Consider the following 23,053-nt stretch of genomic DNA (forward strand, 5'->3'; position numbering starts at 1 on the left):
AATCATGAAAAATTATGCCTATAATGACATCACTCTTATGCAGTATATTGTTTTAATCAATGGAATGCAGGTGGCCACTGGCGTTTTATCACTTCCGCGCGTGCTTGCAGAAAACGCTGGAACAGATGGATGGATAGCTATATTGATTGGTTGGATATTCTCCACAATATCAGGTGTTTTTATCGTGAAAACTGCTGCAAGATATCCCGAGGACACGATTTATGACATTCTTATACGATTGTTTGGAAAAATAGTAGGGAAAGCATTCGTTGTTATTTACATGATGTACTTCGCTTTTTATACTTGTATCGTTCTTGTAAACGCTATGCTTTTTCTTAAGGGATGGCTTCTTCCGAAAACGCCTGACTATATCGTTATCTTTTTGTTTTCGATTCCTACCTTTTTTGTTGCGCGTAACGGTCCTCGTATTATAGGGCGATACTCCGAACTTTTTTTTTATATGGCGCTTTGGATTCCGTTGTTTTTTTTGATACCGCTTAAAGAGAACGGAAGTTGGATGCCCTTCTTTCCGCTATTAAAAGAAGGATGGAAACCTGTATTAACGGCTGTACCGAACACTATTTTTGCTTATTTAGGGTTTGATATTGCTTTCTTTTTATATCCTTTTTTACAAAAAAAACAGTATGCAGTCCATGGAATGGTTATTGCAAACACATTAACGATGTTATTTTATTTATTTACTACTATTGTTTGTTTTGCTTATTTTAGCCCTGATAGCATTACGCAATATAATCAACCGGTACTAAATTTAGTGAAAGTAATTGAATTTCGTTTTTTAGAACGTTTTGACATGATTTTATTGGCTGTTTACTTAACCATTGTTTCCACATCATGGATTCCTGCCCTATACTGTTCTGTATTTTGTTCAAGCCAATTACTTGGAAAACAAGATCATAGCTCTCATGTAGTTGTTCTCTTATTGCTCATTATCGGCATCATATTTTGGACTCATCCTAGTTGGAATGAAGCCGAAATTTGGCAACAGGTATTTTCGAATGCTGGATTAGGATTAACCTATATATTACCTATCATTTTATGGCTGTACTGCTGTCTATATGAGAAGTTTCGCCAGGGGAGGATACATTGAAAAGAAAAGTACTATGTTGTATTTTATTATCGGTGTTCATGATGACTGGATGCTTTGATCAAACAAATGTTGAAGATGTTTCTCTTACTCTTGTTCTTGGTATTGATTTAGATCGTAATGATAATTTATTAGTGTATATATCTAGCCCTGTTTTCAATAAAGAAGCAAAGATAAAAGAAGAAACTACTGGTGTGAAATCTGCTACGGTTCGAAAATCTAGAGAGCAATTTGATGCTACGGTTATGGCGCTTACCGCGGGAAGTAAAACACAGGTTATTTTAGTTGGAAAAAGGCTACTGAAACGAAAAAACTGGGAAAATCACCTCGATCCATTTTACCGAGATCCCAAAAATACAGTTACCGCAAGGGTTGTCGCTGTAGATGGACCTGTTTCGGACGTCATCTTCTATAGCCCAAAAGATAAGCCGCGGCTTCCTATATATTTAACAAAACTAGTTGATACCGCTTCTTTAAGAAATATCACAGTAAAAACAACTCTTCAAGAACTATATGAACAAAGAGCAGACAAAGGGGTAACAGCAAATATTACTGAGGTGAAAAAAAAGAATAAAATATGGGTGACAGGTACAGCTTTATTGGATGAAAAAGGAAAGTATAAATTAACGCTAAAATCTGATGAAACCAAACTATTACGCATTTTGCAACAAAGAACTACAGGTGAGTTTCCATTCACAATTCCAATTAAGCTAAAGTCGGATAGCCAAGATAAAGATTGGATAAGTTTTACTGCCAATGGTATTAAAGTAAAGACAAAGGCAAGATATGATAATCATTTTATATTTAATGTAGATGTAAAGATGAGAATCGGTATTACAGAACGGCTTTTTTCGTTTAATACAAAAAAGGACGCAGCAAAATTACAAAAAGCGATTGAAACTAAGCTGGAAGCTGATTTCAAGCAATTAATACAAAAAATGCAAACTGCCAAAATCGATCCTATTGGGCTTGGAGGATATGCAAGAACTTACACATATCCAGAATGGAAAAAAGTCCAAAATAAATGGAATAATGAATTAGCAAAGGGCGATGTAAACGTCAAGGTTAAGATTAAAATTGGCGGGATGGGAACGATTAAGTAACACGAATTCAACTGGAATTCGTACTGAAATTGCAAGTACCTTCTATTTTAGAAGTGGAAATGTCTTTAATAGGGGTTCCGCCCCATCACAATCAAGCTAAGAAAAGCAAATACCCCAAAACGAGAAAATTGGCATCTCCAGGTGAAAAGGTACAATTTTTTATTTTGGGGTGCTATAAAATTTTTAAGTTGATGGACATGGGGTCACCATATCAAAAAAAGAAAATTGTACGTTTAGACATAAAAATGACACATTTCGATTAGTTCTCTGTACGTTAAGGAATTAGTTTGTATATTTGAGGAGATGTACGAGACAGATGTGAATTTAGGGGGATCCAATATTTTCTATTCAAATATGATAGAATAGAAGTATATGCAAAACGGAGGAAAAACAAATGAACTCAAACACAAAACAGTTTATTAATGATATCCAGCAAAGAAAGAACAATTATATAGAAAATGTATTAATAGCAATACAACACCCTAAAAAAGAGCAATCTGAACAGGTCATTCAAAATATAGTAGAGAAGATGGATATGATGATCAGTTTAGTTACTACTTACATGGCTATTGAATCAGAATCTATGAAAGAATTAAAAGAGCTTCAGAAAGAAATTATTCATGCTCAAGCATATATTCAAAAACGAAAACTTGAAGAAACACAGAGATAAAACCCTGTGTTTTTATTGGGTCGTCTATGACGCCGATCTGTTATAAATTAAATTAGATGTAATTTGATTATTGTTTTGGCATAATCCATACAATTTGTTGAATGCGTACAATATATGGCACCGTATCTTCAATGAGCAAATGATCTGGTTTCACATCTTTTAACTTTCCTCTTACAGTTTCAATAACCACATGTTTACCAATTACTGATTGTAATGTCTGATATACGTAGGGATTGGGTGTACTTACCATATGTTGTTCACTCAAGTCATTTCCTTCCGAATAACTCATTCTATAAGACTCCTTTCTAACTTGCATTCTTTCTCCTAATATATGATATAAATCTTATAAATATGCTAGAAGGATAATTCATTATAGGAACGGAAATAACATTTTAATAAGGTACGGTTTCTATTTCTAAATTGCTAAAAAATTATTTATATAAAGTTACTTTTACTAGTTAATAGGTGATGATATATGGATATTTTGAATGTACATTCAGGTTGTTCTTTTCAAGACATGTGTCATTTTAAATACGCCCTTTGTTAGCATACTGCTCATACTTTTTCTGAGATTCTTTCGTAATACGTGCGTTAAGTAAAATTGCTAACAATAAAAACACTCCATATTTTCCTCCTGTAGCTCCTATGATAATCACACTACTACAAACAAGTACAATTAATAGGATAAACGAAACTAAATAAATACGATCATAATTCTTTGACATCTTCTCGTATTTTATGCGTTCTTTCCTTGCATCCATCTAAATTCCTCCTTTACATTATCCATTTCACTCTCAAATAAATCTTGCCCTTAAAAAGGAAACAATATATCGTTTTAAATAATTAGTTTGTTTTTTTATCAACTAATTTATATAACGTAAAAAGAAATCCTACCAATATTAAGCTTTCCACCATGATAATCCCGACCCTCTCCTTCCTTTTAACCCCAACACATCAGATAAAAGTTATGTATATCCCATATTAGCTGTAGCAAACAAAAAGGATCTTCCCTTCTCGTAAAGGCTGATCCTTTTCTTCGTTCATTCAACTATTTTTAGCTATTCTTGATTAATTAGAATAACAGCTGGTCCATCTACACGAATTCCACCAACTTCGATTTTTTCATAAGGCTCAACCGTAATAGAAATGATCCCTTCCCGCTTCTTTAATTCATTACTTAATTCTTTTGTTAACATTTTTTTCATGTGTGCACTCCTTCTTACTGCTTAATTTACTATTGTTATGTAAATGAAATTTAAAATGGTTTCCTGGTCTGGAAACCATTTTTTGTAGTTGACCATATGGTGTTACCAGTTTGCTTATCAATTTTACGTAAAGAAGATAAACAATTACTATTCACTGTATCAGTAGATGTAAGAAATTCTTAAAGATAGCGGTGAGATTGATTGTTTTTTCTTCTAGAAATAATGACTTAGATAGTATATTACCTAAAACAATGAAAGCCCTACCTCTCTTTCATCCTTACGGCTCCTTGTCCGTGCCAGTGTGAATCAGGATTGCAAAAATCAAGTGACTATTTAATCGAGTTATTTGATGCAACTTCGAACGTTCGTAAAAGAAATTTAAAAATAAAAATGGATTAGATTGAAGTAATAACAAAAGAGGTTCCTACTCTAAAAGTGAGTTGAAGAAGTTGAATGTCTTTGAAATGATTTACTTTTAATAATAATCATATTCCCGAAAAATTCAGGATATTTTCGGGGGATGTAATACATTATCTATAATGAATCTTAACAGAAACTTTTTATTTGATTTTCAGTGATTCCTTTAATTAATCCTAGTTCACTAATCAAAAATTCATGTGCGTTATCCAACATTTTTTTTTCGCTTGTATTAAGTGCCTTTTCTTTCTTCATACGCATTAAATCACGTACAACTTCAGCACCTTCTTGTATTTCACCCGTTTTTATTTTGTCCGTGTTCACTTTATACCTTTGTTTCCACGGCAATAATCTATCTGATTCTCCATGCTGAAAAATGTGTATAATGTGTTTTAATGCAAGTATATCAGTAACTGGGCGTATACTCGAACTCAATATTTTACCCATAGGAATCATGACTTGCATATTACTGATTGACATTTTTATAACATAATACCGTTGTTTTTTCCCTGAGAATTCTTTTTCTTCTATGGCTTCAATTATACCTGCTCCGTGCATTGGATAAACAATGTTATCGCCAATTTGAAACATATAATCCACCTCCATATATGGTAACCTTGTTAAGCTTAACATATATGTGATTTTTTATCAAATATTTAATAATATCATAAATTTATTTTTAGTGTCAATATCTTTTTCTTCAAAAATAAAATTTAGTAAAAACAGCACCAAATTTATAGGGAGCGTGTCGGATTTCGAATAAAGGGAAGGGGGATTTTCCCGCGTATATTCTGAAACCTCTACTAATTAACGTAGATCAGTTTTCCCTTGAAAACGACCAAATCGATCCCGTATTTTTTTCAATCTTGTGTGGTACTCCAAAATCTCAATTCTTGCTTTTTCAGCTAGAGGTGCAATTGGTCTTAAATCTTTTAACCCCCAATAATCAACCACTACATCAAGTACTTGATCAAAATATTGTAGCGGTCCATAGTTAGCTTCTTTTGCAATCACAGCCATTCTATTTTCAAAATCAGGCATGACAGCACCTGGCATTTTAAAATTCATAATTACATTGGCAATATGATAGCAATAATTAGGTTCCAATTCCAAATGTGTTCGAATGACGTCTCGATAAAACGCATAATGAAGAGTTTCATCTTTTGCAAGACGGCGTAATAATGTAGCAAGATCTGGATCATGCTTACTTGCAACCTTAGCTACATTATTGTAAAACACCATCGTTGCAAGTTCTTGTAGCGTCGTATATGTCATTGCTTCGATTGGTGTGTGAAAATCGGGCTCAAATCCACCCTCAACGACTGACTTTCTTAATTCATGTAATCGTTTGGGATTCACACTTCGAGTGAGTAGTAAATATGTCTCCAATAAATTCGAATGTTGATCCTCTTCTGAAGTCCAAGTATGAATAAAGTCTGTAATAACAGAAAGGGACCCTTTAAAAGTCGCAGATAAATACGTTGTAAACCATGGTAAATTCACTTCTGTTAATAAAGCTGTTTCAATGGCCGTAATTACACCAGAAGGAAGAGTAACTTGACTTTCATCCCAAGGAACTCTTTTAAAGTCCATTCCCTTATCCCATGGTAAAAACTCATGATAACCCCAGTCTATCTTCTGCGCTCTTATTTTATGTTGTTCATACAGTTCTTTTAAACGTGGTTCTAATCGGAAATCTAAATCATTTGTTAGCATATATAAGTGCCCCCTTTTCTTATCATAGATAGTCATTCTATTTTTACATTCATTTTTATCCTTAAAAATTTTCTACAAATAAATATTACTTTCCTTTATTTAAGTCAAACATAACAAATTTGTAACAAAACTCTTTAAGAGCCCTATATTTTTATATGATTTTTTCAAATCAAAAGGGGAACCGTTACATATATTGTCCTTTTTTATAAAAGGGGTTCTGATGCATACGGTGTGTTGCTTAGCCTAGATAAAAAAACGATCATCAGTAAATAGAGAATAACATTCATGGATGAAGATACTCGTCATGTTGTAAATCTTGGTGATTGTAAAAAGGTGCATGCCCATAAAGAATCGTTTTATAATAAAGATTGATAAACAATTAATCTTTCCTGCGTTTTCACTACTTTCTAATTTTGTTATTGGTAGCAAAAACTGAAAAGAGTAATGGTATTTTATACACACTAACAACTTATTTAGATGTAAAATCCAAGATGTTAGATTAAGCGCTTGAAAAATATATACAGTTGATGAGATAGCCTTAAACGACAATTCTCAACAAGATCACTGTACATTGGCTATGATGGGGTTATTTTCACGGTTAGACCGTGCACAAAGGGAAGAGGCGATAAACATGCAGTCAACGGAAGCGCATATGAAGGAAAAACAACGTAGAGAAAAAATAGAAATAATATTTAGTCACAGGGTAAAAGGAGAAAGTTATTTTCACGGTTCCTCCTATCAATGGAAAAACATTGTATACCAAAATTATAATAGGATACAACAAAAAGAGTTAGAAATTGAACAACTCATTTTAAAAATGGAGAAATCAGGGATTCGTTTTACGCAACACCGTTTACTTATACAATATCCCGTCATTGATTTTGTAAAATATATAGCTAAGGTTAATAAGGAAACCCTCGAAATACAATAATTATGATTATATGTTCAAAATAAATAATCATATTCAAAGGAAACCTGTATAAAAAGTTTATTTTTGAAACTTTGTTAACGAAAAGTTCAAAACTCATTGCAATATTCTTTTTATTCTCAATACTCTTCATCTTTGTTATAATAATAACCATAACGTATTCTAGTCGTTTGTATATCTTCAGATTTTGTGAATTTTATTACACAAAAAGACAACTCTTAATTAGAGTTGTCTTTTATTTTTTCTCGATATACATAATACTATCCTGGTGCAAAAACTCCAAGATTCTTACAACCAGATAAAAAGTAGGATTTCTCATAGGAAAGATACTACCTTGTTTCCTCATATTCCTTCATTATTTTATAAAACGTATTTTTCTTTAGCTCTAACATTTGCATAAACATAACAGCTGTTATTTCTCCACTCTTCCATTTTGAATGAGTTTCTTCTATTTATACAAGTCAAACCTGTCCAAAATGTTCTGAAAAGAACAAGGCACAAGACAGAAAATACAATTGTACATGTGGGTTTGAGAAACATCGTGATATCGTTGGGGCGATGAATATTCGCTACGCAACTGTGATTGATGGTAACAGTCAATCAGCCTAAGCACCTATATGGTCTGGTTTAGGAGGGGCAATGAGATGCCCTCATCTTGAAGGCTGTTCAAAACAGAAATGGACTGCGAACGCTTAGTCATTCAAGAATCCCACCCGTTAATCCGTAAGGATTAGGGCTTGCAACTTCAGTCGTGGGAGTCTCAAGAAGGTATTGTGATTATGGAGAACGGACAAAAGGCGAAAGTGGAAATATTCTTGGCCAATGATGTTGAGGATGACGATGATCCGTGGGTATGTAAGCGTACGAAGTTTTATCATAAGAGTTCTATTTGCTTTATAGAGAAAAGAAATGAGATAGAATGATAGGTTTAATGAAAAGAGCCCTAAGGAGATAGGGGCTCTTTAGGGCTCGCCTAATCGGATAAATTGATTAGGAGGAATATAAATATTTTAACATATGGATGACTCATCTGAAGGTAACAAAAAGATAACAAATGAGAATGTATATGGCAATGAAGATTTTTACTGTAAAAAACGGATCAAAAACAGAAATTTGCATCAAAGAGTTAATTGAAGAAGGTGTGGCGAGATTACCCTTGTTTGAAAAGAAAATGAAGATTTTAGATTTTTCTTTAGACCTTTAAAGCATAGATAATCGAAGGGAAAAAAGTTATATACTCATGATTTCTGGCTATACAAAGCGACTGCAACCAATCGTTTTAGCAATTACTATTTCTTGTTTCTTATTTGGATAGATACAAAATTTATATGCTTTATTTACTAACATAGGTTGCACCTCGCTTTGTTATAGGACATCTACAGTATACAAAAAAACGTAAGCTTACGCCTACTGGCATTCATCTCCCACCTACCGTTGGGCTAACGCCCTTCACACTCTTGAGGAAGGAGTATTCTGTCAGGAAACGATAAATTGTACCCCTGTTATTTCTCTATTTTTCCACTTTGGATAAATTTCTTCCATTTTAATGAAATAGCTCATATTTACCAAGATTCCTTTCCCACCTGAAATTGATAAAAAGACATCTTCATTATTTGAAGATGTCTTTTTATTCACTGCACTGAGTCACAATTATTTTAGTACCTTTTTAAATTTGCGACCAAAAGTAATTACCATACCTGCAAGAACCATCAATATGCCCAATGCTGCACTGTTATTTGTACTTGCACCCGTTTTCGGAAGCTCTTTATATGTATCTTCTTTTTTATCAGAAGTACTATTGATTGAGATATTACTGTTACCAGTATCAGAGCCATTGCTGTTGTTAGTACCAGTACTGCCATTATCAGCACCATTACCGTTGTTGGTATTGTCATTACCATTGTCTTTATCTTTCACAACCACTTTTTGTATTGTAGTTACCTCATTACCACCGGAGTCACGAACAAGGAATTTTACTTCGTAAGTACCAGTTTTAGATGTATCTACTTCAGCAAATTGTATTACTTTATCAGTAATATCGCCATCTTCTTTATCAATAGCTTTAACCCCAGACATTGGATCGAATTTGTCTCCTACATTCATATTCACTTCAGCAGGTACAGTTAACCCAGGCTCTTGATCTTCAACAGGTTTTTCTTTTTCTTTAACTGTTACAGTTTGTGTTTGAGTTGCCAAATGACCTGCAGAATCTTTAACTGTGTAAGTTAAAACATACGTACCCGGTTTAGTAGTATCTACTTTACCTTCAACTGTTACTTTAGAAGTAAGGTCTCCGTCTTCTTTATCAGTAGCGGATACTCCTGCCATTCGGTCGAATTGTTCACCTACATTCATTGTTGCTCCAACAGGTACGGTTAATTTCGGTTCCATATCTGGAGTTTCTCCGCTTTCTTCTACAATTACAGTCTGTGTAGCTATTGCATTAACCCCTTTAGAATCGACAACCGAATACTCTACAATGTATTTACCCGGTTTAGTAGTATCTACATTACCTTTATATTTGACTTTGCTTGTTAAATTGCCATCTTCTTTATCGGTAGCAGACACTTCTGACATTGGGTCAAACGTATCTCCTACATGTAACGTAGTTGTAAATAGTACTTTTAACACCGGAGCTTGGTCTTCCGAAGGTTTTTCTGCCGCTTTAACAATTACAGTACGTAATTTAATTACTCGATGACCTTTAGAATCCTCCACAACATACTTAATTTTGTAAGTACCCTCTTTATCAGTACCTTGGTCTCCGCTATATGTTACTTTAGAAGTAAGATCATCATCTTCTTTATCGATAGCTTTAACCCCACTCATTGGGTCGAATTGATCACCAACTGTTAATACTGTTTCCTCCGGTACTGTTAACTCTGGCTCTTTGTCTTCAGCAGGTTTTTCTTTAACTGTTATAGTTTGTGTTTGAGTTGCCAAATGACCTGCAGAATCTTTAACTGTGTATGTAATCGTGTAAGTGCCAGGTGTATTTGTATCTACATTACCTTCATATTTTACTTCCGACGTAATATCACCATCTTCTGTATCCGTAGCATTTACATCTTTCATTGGATAGAATTTATCTCCTTCAGTAATTGTCGTTTCTGAAGGTACTTTTAGTACTGGCGCTTCATCTTTTGTTTCTTCTTTCTCTTTAACCGTTACTGTTTGTTTCGCAGTTACTTTATGACCTTTAGAGTCTTTAGCTGTATAAGTTAACTCGTAAGTACCTGGTTTAGATGTATCTACTTTACCGTCAACTGTTACTTTATCAGTAATGTCGCCGTCTTCTTTATCAGTAGCAGACACTCCTGACATTGGGTCGAATTGATCACTTACATTCATTGTTGCTCCAACAGGTACTGTTAATTTCGGTTCCATATCTGGAGTTTCTCCGTTTTTTTCTACAATTACAGGTTTAGAATCAGTGGCCTGCCAAATAGGTGCGGTTAATATCGGATAGTTCAAAGCTTCTATTTTTTGTCTCGTTTCTTGTGATGCTTTCAGCCCCCATTGATCAAAAAATGGAAGTAAATTTTGTTTCGCTACTTTTGATGTATTGTAAATAAATGCTTGTATTTTCTCTTCATCCGTTTTTGGAAGTAGATCCTCTGGTAACTCTCGATATAGTTTATGAAGATTTGGATAAAAATCTTCACCATATGCTAATTGAAGTTGCCAAATCATTACAAGTTTCACAAATAAGTCATCAATATTTTTATAGTCTTTATCTGTTTGTTTTAAGTATGTAAAGGCTTTTTCGTAATCCTTATTTTTTTCTAAACGTGTTGGCTGATCTGGGAATAATCGCTTTTGTGCAGCTAAAGAATATAGATTAACAGTTACTTCCCCCATACCTCTAAAATCGCTCCACGTCCATGGGGATTGTTGCCTTGCATGTCCCGCCTCATGCATTTGTCCCCATCCAAATTTATTTACATCTAAAGCACTTTCGATTGCGTTACCAGCAGTAGTAAATACGGCTCCATCAAGAGAGGCATACATGCCCCAATCTGGTTTGTTAGGATTTTCTACAAAAGCCCAAATGCGGCGAGTCGAACGATGTAAAGGATTCGGGTCTGTTTCAGATAACCCTGATATCTTATCTTGTGCTCGAATCATTTCATCATATTTTTCTAGTAGAGGAACAGGATCTTGATCCACAATATATTTCTGAGCACTATCACGAGTAACAGTAAGTACTGCTTTTTCCGATTTCAATTGTACCGCATGTGCATCTGGATACATTTTCATCATCGTAATCCAGTCTTCTTTCGTATGCTTCCCTAGTTCAAAGAATGGAACAGGGCTTCCGCCTTGTGTTACTTTCACCTTAACTGTTCCTGTATCTTGAGAGTTATCAAATCCTAATAAACCACCGTTTGGAGAGGAGATGGTATTAGAACCAGGAGAAAGATTAACTTCTTTTCCCCATTGTTTATCATATTGATGCGTCCCAATAATCGCTCTAACCTTTTGCGTTCCCGATACTTCAATCGTAATTTGTTCATTCGGTTTTACATAGATTCCTGTTGGCATATATGTTTTTTGCTCACTTCTTCTTTCTCTTTTTGCTTCACTACTAAAACTTCCTGTACCCGGAAGTTCAAACTCCCTCTGTTCATATTGGTTTGTAGTCTGTGCAGCAATTGTTTCAGCATGAACAGTCAAGCCATTTGTCATGATAGGTGAAAATAATGTAGTTGTCAAAATAGCAGATGTCGCAAGTACTTTCATCGGTTTTTGGAACATAAAGTTATTCCTTTTCTGCATATAAATCATCCTTTCCTTTTCAATTCGTTCCATTAAAGTCCTTTCGCTGAATGAATGTAATTGACTTCGATTTCCTGTCGGTTTCATTTTTTGAAAATTAAGAAATAAGTGCTCGTAAATCTTCCTATAGTTTGATAAATATAAAACATACCCGAAGAAAGAAATCTCCATCCGTGTTCATACTAAATAATTATGAAAGGTAGGATATGGGAATAGAACGAACCCATTTCCTTTTTTTCTTATTACTACGAACTTAACATCGAACAGGTCGTATAGCAATCGAAATTAGACAATTTCAGCTATTTTTCGACATTTTTTGTCACCTTACTAAAATAGTAGTCTCACGTCTATCAACTAAAAAAGTTTGAAATCAGTAAAGCGAAAAATGAGGTTCTGTTGCAAAGTTTTGTAACACATAAAGATATGAGAAAATTGAGGTCCAATTTTATGAAACCGTTAATATATTCTGTAATTCGTTGTACGCCGAAAAGATGGAGTCTATTTTCACAAAAAATGAGGTATAATTTTTGTTGAAGAGCAATCTGTAAGTCCCAGTAAAATATGTGGTAATTTTAAATGGGATATGCAATACATATTCGAAAAGAGATACTGCACTAATAATAGTGTTCTTATCTCTTTTTTACTTATATTATGTAGGAATTAATTGAAGGGAAATTCAGCCTCTAAAAGGATGTTCCGTCTAACTTTTTCAATTTCATGTTTACTATATAGTTTTTATATAACAAGAAAAAAGTAGGGGAAAGAAGCGCAAATAACAATTTCCTAATGAAGAATTGGTAGAAAGATTCCTTGTTTCACAACTCGTTGTCACTTAGGTTTAGATCAAGCTCGATTAGAACTAACAGCTATGTTTGAAGATAAAAAATAAAGAACCCTCTCCTCTGCAAGAAAAGGAATTCTTTATTTACACAAAAATATTGACGGTACCTGAAGTAGTACATCTCTATAAAAGAAACATACAACCTTACCAACAAATACAAGGTTGTATGTTCTTAATATCATTTACATGTATTCAGGAGCAATCCTGTCCTTTTTGTACAGTACCTTCTATTGGTTGTCCTATTTGTACAATCGGTCCGTTTTGTACAATCTTAGCACCTTCATATAATTTATCTGCATAATTTTTAAGGTCCTGCCAGCTATCCTTCGCTATCTTCAGATCTATTTTTAATAAAGCAAGCCTGTCTGGGTTAATGTTATCAACATTTTTTAGTAAAGAATCATATTTTGATCCTATTGTATGCCACTGATTCGATATATTTTGTAGCGCATCAATAGCTGTATCAATTGTTGCAGTCATAAGTTCCGTTTTATTTTTGGCATCTGTCAAAATAACTAATTCTGCCTCTGCTCCAGAAATTCTGGACTTTAATTGTTCTATTTCTTGCTGTGCAGATGCGATATTCTTGTCAGCAGTGACAATCAATGGTATACCAACTGGAGGCATTAATACAGCTGCAGCTATATAGCCACCACGTTTATCATAGTTTTCTTTAATTATATTATTATAATTACTGATTTGTTGTTCTAGAAGTGGAATACCGGCGTTCGTACTTTCTAAAATAGAGATCAATTGATTTGAATCAGCTTTAAAACTTCTTGTATCTTCGCCCATTTTATTTCGGAATGTTTTCAACTTTTCTAGTAGTCCATCCACTTCTTGACTATCTTTCAAGATATTATTATATAATTTCTCCAGTTCATTTTTAAATGTCACTGTATCTTTTTGATCCAAAGCAGCTAGTAATTGATTATAACTCGCTTGAAAGGTATCATTATAACTTACAATATTCTGATTCGTTTTCATCATATGAGGCTTTAGATCATCAAACCAATATATTGCATTCGTTTGCGCATCAGTTTGATGCTGAATCATGTTTGCTTGTAAATCACCATTTATAGAACTTATTTTACTTAAATCTGTCAGTTGTTGATTAATGATTGTTAGAGCATATGAATCAATTGTAAGAATACTTGCCCCCATTTTCTCCATTACTTCTTTATATTTATCTGGACCAAGAGAATAGCTCTGACCATCTTCTTGCTGTTGGGACACACTATTTTGCACAGTTTGTTCTGCTGCAAAAGTATGAAGTGGGATTACATTACTTGCTGCCATTCCAGTAATGATCGTTGATAAAATAACTTTCTTATACAATTTTTTATTCACCTTTTTCACCTATTCTCTCAAATATATCACGTATTTTATTAAATCCATAAGCTTCTATTCTTTACTTCAAATGAATTACGATTATTGCAAATAAAATAACATATTAAAATAGAGGTTTTCATACTTTCTTATTTTATAATCTTTATCAAGTTTCATAACTATATAGGAAATCTCCTGCTCAAACTTGAACAGGAGACTCATATTATGTGTTCTTCAAAAGGGAAAGTCAGTATATTATATTTTTCATTACTTCGGAAATTTCTTGAAGTAATACTATTTTTTCTCTTCTACGAATTTAATCTCAGTAGTTTGAATGTTTTCAGCATACTTGTTAACCTGTTCCCAGCTACGTTTAGCTATATTCAGATCTGCTTTTAATAAAGTAAGCTTGTCTGGGTTAATTCTGTCAACATTGTCATTCAATGATTTATATTTTGCCCCCATTGTCTGCCACTGATTCTTTACATTTTCAAGAGCAGTAATAGCTGCATCAATTGTTTCTGTTAAATTATTAGTATTATTTTTCAAGAGCGTTAACTTACCTACCTGTTGTTGCGCAGTTGAAATATTTTTTGATAGGTTTATAATCTCATCTTGTGCTGTCTTTATCTGCTGCTGCGATGTAGTAACTCCGTATATCCCGCCGCCTAATGCACCTGCACCAATAGGCGCAAAGATAATTGTAGCAGTTAAGTATGCACCGAGAGCAGTTGCAACCGACGATGCAATATAAACTTTATTATTCTCATCAATTAATGTTTGATTTGTTTCGATTTGTTTCTGCATCAATGGAATTCCAGCGTCTTGACCAGATAAAATATCTGTGATTTTGTTAGCATCAGTTTTTAAATTTTGTGTATCCAGTTCTAATTTGCCGCGAAAGACTTTCAAATCTTGCACTAACCTGTCCACTGCACCTTTATTCTCTGAAATACTATCATCTAAACTTGTAAGCACAGCTTTTAGCGTTTCTTTGTCATTATTATTTGCAGCTTCTACCAAAACATCATAATAATTTTGAAATTGTGTATTATAATTGATAATATTTTGATTCGTTTGGATTATTTGCGGTTTCAAACCATCTAACCATTGTTTTGCATTTGTTTTAGAAGCATCGTGGTTGTCCTTAATGCTTTTTTGTAAATCATTGTTAATTACAGTTAAACCATCAAAATTAACATTTGCTTGTTTAACAATAGTTAAAGCATACAGGTCCATTACCAACATATTGGATCCAGTTTTCTCTAGCGCATCTTTAAGCCCTTCTGGTCCAAGTGAATACTCAGGGTAGTTATTTTCTGCATCTGCATAAATAGGTGCTGGTTTTGTTGTATTTTCCGCTGCCGAGGCATATGATGGCGTAATGCTACCCGCTGCGATTGTTGCAATTAATGTAGATAAAGCCATTACTTTATAAGGTTTTTTCATAATATTCATATCTCCTTATATTATATTATTAAGAATTATTTTCTTCATTCTACTATTTTGCCTCTGTTACTTTTATGTTTGTAACACTATTTTCATATTCCGTTGTTTGTTTATTCAATTCATCCGTAAACGTTTTGAGTTCTTTTAATTGTGTTTGTAATGCATTAGAATCTATTTTCGCATCAGTATTAAGACTTCTCTTCATTTGAATCATTGTGTCATTAAAGATGTCCCAACTACTTACTAGCTTGTCAAAACTCTCAATTTGCTTTTTAACTACTCTTGTAAAGTTATTTAACTGTAGATCAATAAGTGTCATTTGAGTTGCTTGCACTTCAATTTTCGATAATTTTTGTAGCAATAGAATTTTTTGTTGTTGCTTCTGACGAACATCATTATTCAGTTTTGTTACTTCATCATTTTGGACTTGTCCAACTTGGTTATAAATCACTTCCAAGTTAGACGTGTCTAAAGTATGATCCTTACCTGCGTCTTTCCAAATATCAATAACCGACTTTCCAATATTTATAGAACCTTTTACATTTTCTTTTGGTAGAGCTAGAAGTTTTGTATAATCATCTTGAATGTTTTCCTCAAGTTGTCTAATTTCCGTTCTTGATTTTTCAATTTCTCCGCCTGAACTCTTATAACCTTCAATCGCTCTGCTAACTTTACTAGAAAAGCTCTTACTATCTTCAACCAAGTCATTTTTATAATTGTTTAAGTCTACTGAAGTTCCTTTCATATCATACTGAATTGCTTGCATTTGATCTTGAAGTGCATTAAAAGTACTTACAAAGTCTTCTTTTGCTTGCGAATCGTCATTCATTTTTTCAGCTAGTTCAACCAATATATCATAATAATTTGTAAATCTTGTCCCAAAATCCTGCATGTCTTGATTTACATTGAATAGTTTTGGATTATATGTATCCAGCCAGTCTTGAACATGGTTTCTTGCAGTACCTTGATCAGTTGTTATTCCAGGTATAGCAGTTACTTCAAGGTTTGGTTGCTTTAATATGATTAGCCCATATCCTTGAATTAATGGCGTCTGTGATCCTAATGTCTTAATCGAATCTGATAACCTATTCATAGCAACTTGATTTTGACTACTTGTTAGTTGTGAATAAGTTGTTTTACTTTCTGCAAAAGTATTTACAGGTAAGAAGCAACTTGTAGATACTGCTGTAACTAATAACCCTGCGACTAACGTTTTTTTCATGGTAACTCCTCCTATTAATTGGTGTTTTTTGATAAAATAGTTGGACTAAATTTTAAAGGTTTAATTTTTATTTATATGAAATCTAGCCTTGCAACTATTTATGCTTTCATTAGCTTTCAAATGAATGGTATGATATTCATTTGAAAGCTGGAGCTGCTTCACTTGCAGGAAGCCCAGATAGATTGAATCGTTGCTCCTATCATTAATCCTGCCATGACTTTTTTGATAGCGTTTTCATAAGATCCCTACAAGATTACAAAAAATGAAATTATGCTTGTACATTGCTTATACTTTTACCTCGGAATAAAATAAGATCATTTTTGCTATGTAGAGACTTAGAATGCTATTTTTTATAAATGTGATACTTTTGTGATTTTAGATTGTTTCTAAAATTAATTAACTGAGTATTGAGAAAATTAATCCGACATAATGTTACTTGCAACTTCACTGCACTTTTTATTCGTATAATCTTCTCCTTTCTTAGTGGTCGTACCAATTACACCTTTATTAAAACATTAAATTTTTAATGCGTAAATAGTAGAATTTTGTCGAATAAATCCAAAAATTCTACTATTAAGCGTTAGTTCCTCTGGCAATATTATCCTGATAAAATTACTATTTAATCCTATTTATATTCAATCTTATTCAATTAATTATAATTATTATAAGTTAATATATACATTAAAAAGATAGTTAATTTAGCTCACAAAAAAAAATGCAATGTGATTTAATTATATTAAAATAATTCAATCACATCCTGCATACTCATTACCTTTATTTGTATATGTATAATTGCATGATTATATAAGGACTTAAATAAGATGTGTTCTTATAAATAACTAGCTGTAGAGAAAGAAAAATTTTTATTTAGGGTCTACTTAAAATCCTTAAGTTGATGGGCATGGGGCCACACCCCCGTAGGGAGAATTGAGGGAGGACAGACTCTAGTATGCAGTGCAATGGACACTGGGATTTTTACAGAAACTGAAGGAACTATTACCTATAAAGGTCCTGACATTGAGCTGAAAGCATACTCGGATAATCCTTTTGTGGGTTCAAACGAGTGTGACTTACAATTAACAGGCCCTAATGCAGAATATTATTCCATTTTCCATGCTTGCGGTTCTGGTGACACCAATGCGCATATGCGGTACCAAATATATCCAAAAACAAATTGATTTTAAAATAACAACTCAACTTTCAAACCTAAAAATTTGCAAAATGAAAGCCTTTCAGCGGAGACACTATTTCACACACAATCCGCAAGAGTACAAACAGCGTATTCTGGTGGATTGCAATGAAGAACGCATTCGGTATTAAGAGGGGGCAAGAACATGTTTTGGTGTAGACTCTAAAATAAACAAGTTTAAATAACAACTTCCTCTTTCTAAAATTATGTAAAAAAGTTAGCACGAATCTAGCTTTTTCTTTTTTGATCACGGGTGTTCTCATGTCTTTATTCATCATGTTTTGAATGTATACTTTTGCTAGTGTTTTTGAAGAAAATAGATGAAGTGAAATAAAGTCAATGAAATCAACAAAACAAATGTAAACTAATGGGTAAAAGTTTACATTCGGATTTTGAATCATTTATAGCTAATTTTGTAATAAATTTCTCAATATAGATATACTTAGTAACTATGGTTTTAATATTCAAAATTAACAAAAATTGAAGTATAATAAAAATATGATGGTTATCACTTTTGTTTACTCCTTGTGCTAAAGATAAGATTGTGTTCCCGATCTTATCTTTTTTCTTTGTAGATTTTTGATACAAAAAAAGGAATCCTTATAATAAGGATTCTGCAACAAGAACTAACAATAATAAATCGTTATAATTATTGTATAACTCAACTAGTTTTACACGTATCTCGTCTGAACCCCTTCTATTTTTTTGACCCAAAAACACATCTCATGCCAAATTTAGTAACTGCATATGTGGTAGAGATCTTACGAATCGTACCTTCAGGAAAATCACCTATTCTTTTACGTAAAGTAGATGAATCTATTCCCCATTCTTCGCAAGCTTCAGTGCTACTCATAATTTCATTATTTGATAAATCAAGATCTCCCCAGTTTACATCCCTAAAAGGAAAATCTTCCATGTTATACAGTAATTCATCCAATATTATCTTCTCATCACCCTTAAAAACTATAAGATTATTTATATTAGAATTCTCCCATGAAATTTCCAACTCTTCCACACTTAAAAATTCACTATCTGCTAAGCCTTTAAAACTTTTTTTGGGGTTCTCCCATGTTAGATAATAAAGACCTTCCCTTACTTTAAATATAGCTAGATCCCATGTTTTTTCTGGATTCATTCCTTTATAAATTCTTTCTGCAATCATTCGTTTTCTCTCCTTAACTTTCACGTTTGCGTGATTTGTAGTCCTATTATATCACGCAAACGTGAAAGTAGAAGTCTTTTTTATAAAAATAAAATATTAATTTTTGTTTGTAATCAAGTAACTTTGCACGTATCTCGTCTGAACCCCATAACGAAAACATTGTTATATCAAGGGATTTTACCTTAACGTACAGAATCTGCGAAATGTTGGTGCTACCCCATCACCATCAAGTTAAGCTTATATAAGTTTAATTTTACGTAGAATTTTTTCTTTTTTCTAAAGGTCCAGTGTAAGTTCTTTAAAGATTTGCATACTAAATAAACCCTATTGGGTTTCAATTTTTTTGATTATGCTACATGATTGTGAGACATAGTAAAGTCATATACGACGCCTAAGATATCAAAGACTGTTTTCTTCTTGTACCGGTGAGATTTTCTCCCGTTTTTCTCTAAAAGATAAAACAAACGCAGTAAAACTTTTAATAATTCATGGATGCCCTTCTGTAATCCTTCATAAAACAATAGATAATAATTCTTTATCATATAGATGGATTTGTATTCACTTAGCTCTTTCTTTTTCTTATCCAAGAGTAACTGACGCATTTTGAACATCGTCGATGAACAAAGTAAAATACTAATGAGTTGTCCATATAAATGGCATTCTAAACGCTCTTTCTTGATTTCTTTGCACTTGTTAATTTGAAAGAAAGATTTCCATGTTTTGAACAAGATTTCAATTTGCCAGCGTAATGAATACAAGTCATGGATATGTTCCGTTGGAACATTTTCTGCAGAAAGATTCGTTATATACACGTTGATTCCACTCAACCTTTTACTTCGTTCTTTGTAGGTAATACCTTTCTTCTTTTCTTTTTTGGCTTGTTCCTTCAGTCTTTTCTCTGTTTGTTCTTTTGTTAATCGATGAATAATAACACGAGCTGGTATTTTTTGATACTGCCCAATGTATGCTTCTGAAATCTCCATTGTTTGACCAGGTGACAATTGATTCATGAGTTCTTCCATATCTAACTGAGTAAATAGTGTTCCTTTCTTCACGGTCCCATTTCGAAAATACTCTGGATTATCATTCTTACGATAGATTCGAGAATTTAATTTCAAACGTGAGACATAGTAGGCTTCCTTTTCATGGATCTTTTGTAAATCATGTAAGTCGAAATACCCTAAATCTCTTATGCACAAGTCTTTTGGTTGCAGGCCTTGTAGACTTATTGAACCAAAAGTTTTATCATTTTCTCTTCCTTCTCCTACATAAACGTGCAGGAACTTTCCACTCAATAGGTCATACTCCAATTGAATTTTAACTCCTGCCGTATGGCTGCTTCCACCCGAACCTTGATAATGTGAAGAAAACTTATCTGGAAGCTGAAATGTTGTAGAATCTAGAACCCGAATGCGCTTGAATATCGCAGTATATTGATGAATCATTTCTTGTGTTGAATGGATTCTTTGAATTAAAAGGTTAGCTAGAACTTGTTCAAGAAACTGTACTGCGGAAACATTAAATCGTTGATTAAGTCCTTCAGGACTGATAAGAACACCTGTAGATACTTCAAGGCAGCTACATAATTGTGTGAGTGATGTACTTGCGAACTGTTGACTAAGCCATACACATAAAGCAACTAACTCCTGTGCTTGATATTTACTCTTTCGCTGAACGAATCCTTTTTCTTTGGCTAGGTGTTCTAGAACATGAGGAGACATATGTCGTTGTAATTCTTCAGCAATCAGCTGAAGTTCATCAAGAATCGAAAGATTCATAAAGAAACGCCATCCTTTCTGAGCTAGCTTGTTTAGAAAGAATAACGTTTTTTTATACCTGGGGATAGTGAAAACTTCGCGTCTTTCTTACAAACATCGTGACTCTATTTCAAATTCACAGTTTTCTGTTCTTTTTAAGGAAACTAAATTGGATATATATGTTAATATAGAGAAGGAATTGTAAAGAAACGTACTTAAGATATCGCATGCAGAAGGATATATAGTGAGTATTAGTTATGGTCATTGGGAAAGTTCTTTTTAATTAATATAAGTTATATATGGAATAAAGAAACATAAATTTCATAATATTCTACTTTAGCTTTTGACACAGATTTATCAAAAATAGTTTCAAAGGAAGGGAGTTACTTTGAAAATGAAAATAGCAAAACCAAAATCTAAAAGTGTATGGAAAAAAAGGATGCTTATATCCCTTATAGTAGTTTTCGGATTGGCTCTTGTGGGAGTCAGTTATTGGAATCTTTCACCAGCTCCCAAGGCATTTTTGATTAAAAAAGCTTTTGAAGGAGGAACATTTGTTCAATCGGATAACTATGACAATGCCTTAAAAGAAACAAGAATCGTTAGAGATATCAATTATAAATCTAAATTTCCAGATGGAACATTGGACATCGTTTATCCGAAAAATCATACAGAAAAAACTCCTGTTATTTTTTGGGTACATGGAGGTGGATTTGTGGGGGGAGATAAATCAGATATTACTGGGTATGCGGTAGAATTAGCTGCTCGTGGTTATACAGTGGTGAATATAAACTACGCTCTTGCTCCTAAAAGAGAATATCCTACGCCAGTACTCCAACTAGGTGAAGCTTATGAATACATAAAAGAAAATGTAAAGAAATATGACTTAAAACTAGATCGTGTTTATTTTGCAGGAGATTCTGCTGGAGCACAAATATCTGGTCAATTCGTTAATATTCAGACATCTGAAGAGTATGCAAAATTAACAAAGATTGACGCTATTGTTGATCCTTCTACAATAAAGGGCGTACTGCTATTTTGCGGTCCATATAATATGTCTGAATTAGCTAAGATAGAATCAACTAAAGAAATACAAGATTTTATGCGTACCACTGGTTGGGCTTATTTGGGCAAAAAAAATTGGGAAGGATCATCAGAAGTAAAAATAGCTTCGATTTTAAATCATGTTACAAATAATTATCCACCAGCATTTATCACAGATGGGAACACTGGATCATTCGAAGAGCAAGGTAAAACATTGGCTTCTGCTTTACAAAGTAAAGGAGTGCCTGTAGATAGTCTTTTCTTTGATAAAAATATTTCTGGTGAGTTAGCACATGAATTTCAATTTAAAATGAATACCCAAGCAGGTTTAGAAACCTTTAACAAAGTTCTGGAATTTTTAAGTGAAAATAAATGATACGTTTAGGGATACCGTCACATCGCTATCAACCTAAGAAAAGCAAATACCCCAAAACGATAAATAAGCTTTTTCGTTACAAGAAAGCCTAAAAATTTCGTTCTGGGGGTGTAATAAAACTTTAGCTTGATGGGCATGGGGTAGCACCAACATTTCGCGGATTCTGTACGTTAAGGTAAAATCCCTTGATATAACAATGTTTTCGTTATGGGGTTCAGACGAGATACGTGCAAAGTTACTTGATTACAAACAAAAATTAATATTTTATTTTTATAAAAAAGACTTCTTCTTTCACGTTTGCGTGATATAATACGACTAACAAATCACGCAAACATGAAAGTTAAGGGGAGAAAACGAATGATTGCAGAAAGAATTTATAAAGGAATGAATCCAGAAAAAACATGGGATCTAGCTATATTTAAAGTAAGGGAAGGTCTTTATTATCTAACATGGGAGAACCCCAAAAAAAGTTTTAAAGGCTTAGCAGATAGTGAATTTTTAAGTGTGGAAGAGTTGGAAATTTCATGGGAGAATTCTAATATAAATAATCTTATAGTTTTTAAGGGTGATGAGAAGATAATATTGGATGAATTACTGTATAACATGGAAGATTTTCCTTTTAGGGATGTAAACTGGGGAGATCTTGATTTATCAAATAATGAAATTATGAGTAGCACTGAAGCTTGCGAAGAATGGGGAATAGATTCATCTACTTTACGTAAAAGAATAGGTGATTTTCCTGAAGGTACGATTCGTAAGAT

The 23,053-nt window shown here is 33.2% G+C and carries 19 protein-coding genes and 3 pseudogenes; 9 read left to right on the forward strand and 13 right to left on the reverse strand.

Annotation, left to right across the window (positions count from 1 at the left end):
- The first annotated feature begins 4 nt into the window (after positions 1-4).
- The 3 genes from NSQ47_RS27095 (at position 5) to NSQ47_RS27105 (ending at position 2,878) form a co-directional block, all read left to right on the forward strand.
- Complete coding sequence (locus NSQ47_RS27095; protein ID WP_341038776.1) at positions 5-1,108, forward strand: GerAB/ArcD/ProY family transporter; 1,104 nt, start codon at positions 5-7, stop codon at positions 1,106-1,108.
- The gene (locus NSQ47_RS27100) at positions 1,105-2,208 is read left to right on the forward strand and encodes a Ger(x)C family spore germination protein (protein WP_341038778.1); all 1,104 of its coding nucleotides are present in this window, start codon (positions 1,105-1,107) and stop codon (positions 2,206-2,208) included. Before NSQ47_RS27095 ends, NSQ47_RS27100 begins: the two co-directional genes overlap by 4 nt.
- A gap of 394 nt (positions 2,209-2,602) precedes the next feature.
- Positions 2,603-2,878 carry a hypothetical protein gene (locus NSQ47_RS27105; protein WP_002107154.1) on the forward strand — a complete coding sequence of 92 codons (276 nt, stop codon included), beginning with the start codon at positions 2,603-2,605 and terminating at the stop codon, positions 2,876-2,878.
- Positions 2,879-2,945: 67 nt separating this feature from the next.
- Here the strand turns inward: NSQ47_RS27105 and NSQ47_RS27110 are convergent, their stop codons facing one another.
- The 5 genes from NSQ47_RS27110 to NSQ47_RS27130 form a co-directional block, all read right to left on the reverse strand.
- A complete protein-coding gene (locus NSQ47_RS27110; protein ID WP_341038781.1) occupies positions 2,946-3,167 on the reverse strand; it encodes a DUF2642 domain-containing protein in 222 nt (73 codons plus the stop codon).
- Between the two features lie 238 nt (positions 3,168-3,405).
- Positions 3,406-3,639 (reverse strand): hypothetical protein, encoded by a 234-nt coding sequence (locus NSQ47_RS27115; protein WP_000340033.1) that lies wholly within the window; start codon positions 3,637-3,639, stop codon positions 3,406-3,408.
- 297 nt (positions 3,640-3,936) lie between these two features.
- Positions 3,937-4,083 carry a BC1881 family protein gene (locus NSQ47_RS27120; RefSeq protein ID WP_000738547.1) on the reverse strand — a complete coding sequence of 49 codons (147 nt, stop codon included), beginning with the start codon at positions 4,081-4,083 and terminating at the stop codon, positions 3,937-3,939.
- Positions 4,084-4,629: 546 nt separating this feature from the next.
- Positions 4,630-5,091: a CarD family transcriptional regulator gene (locus NSQ47_RS27125; protein ID WP_215555551.1), complete on the reverse strand. Its 462-nt coding sequence runs from the start codon at positions 5,089-5,091 to the stop codon at positions 4,630-4,632.
- A gap of 216 nt (positions 5,092-5,307) precedes the next feature.
- Positions 5,308-6,216, reverse strand: a complete 909-nt coding sequence (locus NSQ47_RS27130) for an acyl-ACP desaturase (RefSeq protein WP_002107157.1) — start codon at positions 6,214-6,216, stop codon at positions 5,308-5,310.
- 631 nt (positions 6,217-6,847) lie between these two features.
- Here NSQ47_RS27130 and NSQ47_RS27135 point away from each other — a divergent pair.
- The gene (locus NSQ47_RS27135) at positions 6,848-7,147 is read left to right on the forward strand and encodes a hypothetical protein (RefSeq protein ID WP_341038793.1); all 300 of its coding nucleotides are present in this window, start codon (positions 6,848-6,850) and stop codon (positions 7,145-7,147) included.
- Between the two features lie 326 nt (positions 7,148-7,473).
- Here the strand turns inward: NSQ47_RS27135 and NSQ47_RS27140 are convergent.
- A pseudogene (locus NSQ47_RS27140) lies at positions 7,474-7,596 on the reverse strand (recombinase family protein); the annotation flags it as partial.
- A 1-nt stretch (position 7,597) separates the two neighbouring features.
- Here NSQ47_RS27140 and NSQ47_RS27145 point away from each other — a divergent pair.
- From NSQ47_RS27145 to NSQ47_RS27155, 3 genes and pseudogenes are all read left to right on the forward strand, one after another.
- Positions 7,598-7,753 (forward strand): annotated as a pseudogene (locus NSQ47_RS27145) (zinc ribbon domain-containing protein); the annotation flags it as partial.
- 170 nt (positions 7,754-7,923) lie between these two features.
- Positions 7,924-8,067 (forward strand): hypothetical protein, encoded by a 144-nt coding sequence (locus tag NSQ47_RS27150; protein ID WP_171904055.1) that lies wholly within the window; start codon positions 7,924-7,926, stop codon positions 8,065-8,067.
- Positions 8,068-8,210: 143 nt separating this feature from the next.
- Positions 8,211-8,348, forward strand: a complete 138-nt coding sequence (locus NSQ47_RS27155) for a hypothetical protein (protein ID WP_002162343.1) — start codon at positions 8,211-8,213, stop codon at positions 8,346-8,348.
- Between the two features lie 50 nt (positions 8,349-8,398).
- Here the strand turns inward: NSQ47_RS27155 and NSQ47_RS27160 are convergent.
- From NSQ47_RS27160 to NSQ47_RS27195, 7 genes and pseudogenes are all read right to left on the reverse strand, one after another.
- Positions 8,399-8,491 (reverse strand): annotated as a pseudogene (locus NSQ47_RS27160) (helix-turn-helix domain-containing protein); the annotation flags it as partial.
- Between the two features lie 303 nt (positions 8,492-8,794).
- Entirely contained in the window at positions 8,795-11,923 is a 3,129-nt protein-coding gene (locus tag NSQ47_RS27165) for an immunoglobulin-like domain-containing protein (RefSeq protein ID WP_341038794.1), read from the reverse strand.
- A gap of 1,033 nt (positions 11,924-12,956) precedes the next feature.
- Complete coding sequence (gene nheC, locus NSQ47_RS27175; protein ID WP_341038795.1) at positions 12,957-14,114, reverse strand: non-hemolytic enterotoxin subunit C; 1,158 nt, start codon at positions 14,112-14,114, stop codon at positions 12,957-12,959.
- Between the two features lie 273 nt (positions 14,115-14,387).
- Positions 14,388-15,542 (reverse strand): non-hemolytic enterotoxin subunit B, encoded by a 1,155-nt coding sequence (gene nheB / locus NSQ47_RS27180; protein ID WP_341038798.1) that lies wholly within the window; start codon positions 15,540-15,542, stop codon positions 14,388-14,390.
- Between the two features lie 52 nt (positions 15,543-15,594).
- Positions 15,595-16,764 (reverse strand): non-hemolytic enterotoxin subunit A, encoded by a 1,170-nt coding sequence (gene nheA / locus NSQ47_RS27185; RefSeq protein WP_341038800.1) that lies wholly within the window; start codon positions 16,762-16,764, stop codon positions 15,595-15,597.
- A gap of 1,886 nt (positions 16,765-18,650) precedes the next feature.
- Entirely contained in the window at positions 18,651-19,115 is a 465-nt protein-coding gene (locus NSQ47_RS27190) for a helix-turn-helix domain-containing protein (RefSeq protein WP_098270702.1), read from the reverse strand.
- A gap of 347 nt (positions 19,116-19,462) precedes the next feature.
- On the reverse strand, positions 19,463-20,893 hold the full coding sequence (locus NSQ47_RS27195) for an IS4 family transposase (protein WP_341038803.1): 1,431 nt from the start codon (positions 20,891-20,893) through the stop codon (positions 19,463-19,465).
- A gap of 373 nt (positions 20,894-21,266) precedes the next feature.
- On the opposite strand from NSQ47_RS27195, the gene NSQ47_RS27200 reads away from it, so the two are divergent.
- Together NSQ47_RS27200 and NSQ47_RS27205 are read left to right on the forward strand one after the other, a co-directional pair.
- Positions 21,267-22,292 (forward strand): alpha/beta hydrolase, encoded by a 1,026-nt coding sequence (locus tag NSQ47_RS27200; RefSeq protein WP_048517123.1) that lies wholly within the window; start codon positions 21,267-21,269, stop codon positions 22,290-22,292.
- A gap of 357 nt (positions 22,293-22,649) precedes the next feature.
- Positions 22,650-23,053: hypothetical protein (locus NSQ47_RS27205; RefSeq protein WP_341038805.1), on the forward strand; the 404-nt coding region annotated here is incomplete at its 3' end.

The sequence above is a fragment of the Bacillus sp. FSL R10-2780 genome (assembly GCF_038006125.1).
Lineage (GTDB): Bacteria > Bacillota > Bacilli > Bacillales > Bacillaceae_G > Bacillus_A > Bacillus_A cereus_U.